A 5,099-nucleotide genomic window follows, 5' to 3' on the forward strand; every position below is an offset into this window, starting at 1 on the left:
AGGCATATCCGTCCGGGGCCGGGAGGACTCTGGCATGATGGGGCCATGGCGGCACCAGCACCGGTTCTGGAAGGAATTGCCCATGCCTGAGCTACCGGAAGTTGCAGCCTTGGCGGACTTTTTGGATGCGCGCCTGCGCGGAACTGTCCTGGCGAAGGTCCAGATTGTCTCCTTCGCGGTGCTCAAGACGGCGGATCCGCCGCTCTCCGAGCTGGAGGGCAGGACCGTGACCGGAGTGAGCCGGCACGGCAAGTTCGTGGATCTTGAGGCCGGCGGCCTGCACTTTGTCTTCCACCTGGCCAGGGCGGGCTGGGTGCGCTTCACCGAAACCCCCACCGGGACGCTGCTGAAAATGGGCAGCGGGCACATTGCCGTGCGGCTCTCGTTTTCGAGCGGAACCGGTCCGCTGGGCCTGGATCTGACCGAGGCCGGCACCAAGAAAAGCCTGGCCGTCTATCTGGTCCGGGATCCGTCCGACGTTCCCGGCGTTGCGGCGCTCGGTCCGGACCCGTTCAGCCCCGGGTTCGACGTCGACGCCTTGGCCGTGATCTTGGCCGGCAGTTCCCAGCAGATCAAGGGTGTGCTGCGCAGCCAGGCCATCATGGCCGGGATCGGAAACGCCTACAGCGACGAGATCCTGCACGCGGCCAAAATGTCGCCCTTCGCGGTCGCCGGCTCCTTGGACCGGCCGGCCGTGCAGCGTCTTTACGACTCGATCCACGAGATTCTGGGGACTGCGGTGGCGGAAGCCCGCGGGAAACCCCCGAGTGAGCTGAAGGATGCGAAGCGCAGCCATATGCGGGTCCACGGACGGACCGGCGAGGCGTGCCCGGTGTGCGGTGACACGGTGCGGGAGGTGTCGTTCGCTGACACCTCGCTGCAGTACTGCCCCACCTGCCAGACGAAAGGCAAGATCCTCGCCGACCGGCGGACCTCACGCTTCCTGAAGTAGGTACTGCCTGAAAGTTCGCACTGCCTGGGTAGCCCCTTCCGGGAAACAGAAAACCCCGCCATTCCGTTGCCGGAATGGCGGGGTACTTTCTGTTGGTCGGGCTGACAGGATTTGAACCTGCGACCCCTTGACCCCCAGTCAAGTGCGCTACCAAGCTGCGCTACAGCCCGCTGGTCCCGCCGTTCTCCGCTCCCGATGCTTCACTTGGCGAACCAAAAGAATTCATCTGAGCAGTCCGGCCGAACCACCTCCAAAAGCTTACACGATGCCGGAGGGTGCCCGTGACATTTTGACTTGTGCCACGGGAACTTTCTCCCCCGGCGGGCGCGCGCCGAATCAGCGCTTCTTGCCGCGCTTTTCCCGGACCCGCATGTTGACYTCGATSGGCGTGCCCTCGAAACCGAAGGTYTCGCGGAGCCGTCGGGTGATGAAACGGCGGTACCCGGGGTCCAGGAAGCCGGTAGTGAACAGCACGAACTTCGGCGGCCGGCTCGAGGCCTGGGTGCCGAAGAGGATGCGCGGCTGCTTCCCGCCGCGGACCGGGTGCGGGTGGGCCGCCACGAGCTCGCCAAGGAACGCGTTGAGGCGACCGGTGGGGATGCGCTTGTCCCAGCTCTCCAGCGCGGTGTCCAGGGCCGGGACCAGCCGGTCCTTGTGCCAGCCGGTTTTAGCCGAGATGTTCACGCGCGGGGCCCACGCCACGTGGGCGAGGTCCTGTTCGATTTCGCGTTCCAGGTAGCTGCGGCGTTCGTCGTCGAGCAGGTCCCACTTGTTGAACGCGAGCACCAGCGCTCGGCCGGATTCGATGGCCAGCTGCAGGATGCGCACATCCTGCTCGCTGAGCACCTCGTCGACGGCGAGCAGCACCACGGCGACCTCCGCCTTTTCGAGCGCGCTCTGGGTGCGCAAAGAGGCGTAGAAGTCGGCGCCCTGGGCCATGTGCTGGCGGCGCCGGATGCCGGCCGTGTCCACGAAGCGCCAAGTCCGGCCGCCGAGTTCGATGAACTCATCGACCGGGTCGCGCGTGGTGCCGGCGGTGTTGTCGACGACGACGCGCTCGGAGCCGGCGAGCTTGTTCAGCAGCGAGGATTTGCCGACGTTCGGTCGGCCGATCAGGGCGATCCGGCGCGGGCCGCCGCTGCGCTCGAGGCCTTCGATCGTGGAGAACTCGGGAAGTGTGTCCATGACGTGGTCCAGCAGGTCGGCGACGCCGCGGCCGTGTAGTGCGGACACCGGGTACGGCTCGCCGAAGCCGAGGCCCCACAGCGCAGCCGAGTCGGCCTCCTGGGCGAAGTCGTCGACCTTGTTGGCCACCATGATGACCGGCTTCTTGSWCTTGCGSAGCATCTTCATGACGCCYTCGTCCGTGGCGGTCGCGCCCACGGCCGAGTCCACGACGAACAGCACGGCGTCGGCGAGTTCCACGGCCATCTCGGCCTGCTCGGCGACGCGGGCGTGGATGCCGCGGGCGTCGTGCTCCCAGCCGCCGGTGTCGACCACGGTGAAGTTCCGGCCGTTCCAGGTGGCGGAGTACATGACCCGGTCCCGGGTGACGCCGGGGGTGTCCTCGACCACGGCTTCGCGGCGGCCCAGGATGCGGTTGACGAGAGTGGACTTGCCGACGTTCGGGCGGCCGATGATGGCCAGCACCGGGTCAAGCTTGACCGGGCCGTCGAAGTCCTCGTCCTCGTAGCGGCCGCTCAACAGGGCGGCGTCTTCCTCGTCCAGCTCGTAGTCGTCCAGGCCGGCCCGGAGCGAGGCCGCGCGGAGGTCGGCTTCCTCGTCGTCCAGGGCAGCGAGATGCTCCGCCACCTGGTCCGTGCCGGTGGGCGTGTATTCGTCTTCACCGGCGCCAAAATGGCCGGGGGTTTGAGTCGTATCGCTCATTGCACTTTCCTTAGGTGGTGATCTGCCGGCGTCCCGGCTACTGCTGTCTGAAGTTCTTGCGGGGAATCCGCGTCGGGCAGGCGCTGCCCGCTGCATTGAATTGCGTCCTGGACGTGCCGCGCCAAAGCTGCGCGGATCTCGGTTCCCACCCTGTCCATTGAAGCACGCCCGGTCTCTCCGGGCCTGCGGTTGACGGTGAGGGCACCGCCGAAGCTGACATGCAGCCTGCGGCCGGGCCGGGGAACCGTGTTGAGGTGCTCGCCGCCGATTCTCGTTCCGAGGATGGCCACCGGGATCACGGTGGCCGCCGAGTTCAACGCGAGCCAGGCCACCCCGTTGTTGATCGTCGCCGCCTGTCCGCTCCCCCGGGTGCCTTCGGGGAGGATCCCGACGCACCGTCCGGCGTCAAGGATGTTCTTGGCCCGGTGCAACGCCGCCCGGTCCCCCGCGCGGTCGACCGCCAGTTGGCCGGAGGCCTTCAGGACCAGGCCCGGGAGGCCCGCGAACATCTCCTTCTTGACGAAGATATGCATCGGCCTCGGCGCGGCGCCAAACATCACCGGACCGTCCAGGAAGCTGATGTGGTTGCCGGCGAAAATCACCGGACCGGCCGCGGGAAYGTTGGCTCGGCCCTTGACTGTGGTCCGGTACACCAAGTGGTCCAGGGTCCAGCCGACCGGCCGGCTCCAAGCCATGGTTCCGTCCAGGAACCAGCGGCCCGGACGCTGCGCCCCGGCTCCGGGCTCAGTCACGATTGAGCGCCGTATGGTTGATGACCGTGTGCACAATCCCGAGCGCCGCCTCGACGGTTTGGGCGAAGTCGAGCTCCGAGGAGTCCAGGGTCACCACGCCGTCGGCGGCCTGGGTGAAGTTCACCACCGTAGAGTCCTTGGCGTCCCGCGCCGTGACCTGCGCCGCGAGCTGTTCGGCGTTCTGGCTGCCGCCGAGCTGGATTCCGCGGCGGCGAAGCCGGGCTTCCTCGCTGGCGGTGAGCAGCATGCGCACTTCGGCATGGGGCGCGACGACGGTGGTGATGTCGCGGCCCTCCACCACCATGCGGCGGTGGTGCTTTTCGATCAGCTCGCGCTGCCGGCGGATCAGTTCGGTGCGTGCCCCGAGCGTGGTGGCGACGGCGCTGACGGAGCCGGAGATGCGCGGCTCCCGGATGGCCAGGGTGATGTTGGCCCCGGCCACGCGGACGTACTCTTCCTGCGGGCTGGTGCTGATTTCGAGGGGAAGGCCCTCCGCTGCGGCTTCGACGGCTTCGGCGTCCGCCAGATCGGTGCCGCTGTCGAGGCAAAACCAGGTCAGTGCCCGGTACATGGCGCCGGTGTCCAGGTACGCCAGCCCAAGCCGGCGCGCCACCTCTTTGCTGACGCTGGATTTGCCCGAGCCGGAGGGTCCGTCGATCGCCACGACGAGGCTCTTTCCGGGGCGGACGACGTCCACAGTTTCGATAAGTTCCTGGGTCATTACTGGAGTACCCGCCATCCGCGGTCGTTGAGGGCTTCGATGAGCAGTTCGTGCTTGTTGGGCAGCACGGAGATTTCCACCATGCCGACATTCTGCCCCGAGGAGTGGTCCAGCCGGAGGTCCTCGAGGTTGACGCCGATCTCGCCGATCTCGGTAAGGAGCTTCGCGATCTGTCCGGGTGTGTCGTCCACCAGGACGGTCAGCCAGGAGTAGGCCTGCGGGGGTCCGCCGTGCTTGCCCGGGATCCGGGACTGGCCGGCGTTGCCTTCGCTGATCAGCTGCGCGAGGTCCAGCCTGGCGCCCGGCGCCGTCGGATCCTCCAGCGTTCCGATCAGCCGGTTCAGGTCCTCGCGGACGCCGTGCAGGATCTCCACGACCTTGCCGGCGTTGGCGCCGAGGATCTGCACCCAGAGCGTGGGATCGCTCGCGGCGATCCTGGTCACGTCCCGCAGCCCGTTTCCGGCCAGCGAGAGGGCGTGCAGGGGTGTGCCCTGGAGCCGGCTCGCCACCAGCGAAGACATCACCTGGGGCAGGTGCGAGACCAGCGCCACGGCTTCGTCGTGTTCTTCGGCGCCGAATTCGGAGACCACGGCGCCAAGGTCCGTGGCCAGCGCGCGCGCAGTCTGCAGGGCCTCGGGCCGGGTTTCGGCCGAGGGGCAGAGCACCCACGGCATAGAGGTGAACAGTTCGCCGCGGGCGGCCACCGGGCCGGACTTTTCCCGGCCGGCCATCGGGTGCGTGCCGACGTAGCGGCCCAGGTCGGCACCGCGGTCACGCAGTTCCGCCT

General features: G+C 67.7%; 5 protein-coding genes and 1 tRNA gene. 1 reads left to right on the plus strand and 5 read right to left on the minus strand.

Annotated features, from left to right (window positions below):
* Positions 1 to 82 precede the first annotated feature (82 nt).
* The gene (locus AB4Y86_RS11775; RefSeq protein ID WP_441402411.1) at positions 83 to 952 is read left to right on the plus strand and encodes an Fpg/Nei family DNA glycosylase; all 870 of its coding nucleotides are present in this window, start codon (positions 83 to 85) and stop codon (positions 950 to 952) included.
* A gap of 93 nt (positions 953 to 1,045) precedes the next feature.
* Here the strand turns inward: AB4Y86_RS11775 and AB4Y86_RS11780 are convergent.
* The 5 genes from AB4Y86_RS11780 to AB4Y86_RS11800 all read right to left on the minus strand — a co-directional run.
* A tRNA-Pro gene (locus AB4Y86_RS11780) sits at positions 1,046 to 1,122 on the minus strand.
* Between the two features lie 166 nt (positions 1,123 to 1,288).
* The gene (gene der, locus AB4Y86_RS11785; RefSeq protein ID WP_441402412.1) at positions 1,289 to 2,839 is read right to left on the minus strand and encodes a ribosome biogenesis GTPase Der; all 1,551 of its coding nucleotides are present in this window, start codon (positions 2,837 to 2,839) and stop codon (positions 1,289 to 1,291) included.
* A complete protein-coding gene (locus tag AB4Y86_RS11790; RefSeq protein ID WP_441402415.1) occupies positions 2,836 to 3,534 on the minus strand; it encodes a lysophospholipid acyltransferase family protein in 699 nt (232 codons plus the stop codon). Before AB4Y86_RS11790 ends, der begins: the two co-directional genes overlap by 4 nt.
* Before the next feature lie 49 nt (positions 3,535 to 3,583).
* The gene (gene cmk, locus AB4Y86_RS11795) at positions 3,584 to 4,312 is read right to left on the minus strand and encodes a (d)CMP kinase (protein WP_441402413.1); all 729 of its coding nucleotides are present in this window, start codon (positions 4,310 to 4,312) and stop codon (positions 3,584 to 3,586) included.
* A partial coding sequence (locus AB4Y86_RS11800; RefSeq protein ID WP_441402414.1) for a prephenate dehydrogenase occupies positions 4,312 to 5,099 on the minus strand: 788 nt, incomplete at its 5' end. The genes cmk and AB4Y86_RS11800, both read right to left, overlap by 1 nt.

It is taken from the genome of Arthrobacter sp. 2YAF22_2, assembly GCF_052114645.1.
Lineage (GTDB): Bacteria > Actinomycetota > Actinomycetes > Actinomycetales > Micrococcaceae > Arthrobacter.

Excerpts from the sequence above, each read along its gene's own strand:
- cmk (WP_441402413.1), bottom strand. The coding sequence starts at position 4,312 with ATGACCCAGGAACTTATCGAAACTGTGGACGTCGTCCGCCCCGGAAAG.
- AB4Y86_RS11775 (WP_441402411.1), top strand. The coding sequence starts at position 83 with ATGCCTGAGCTACCGGAAGTTGCAGCCTTGGCGGACTTTTTGGATGCG.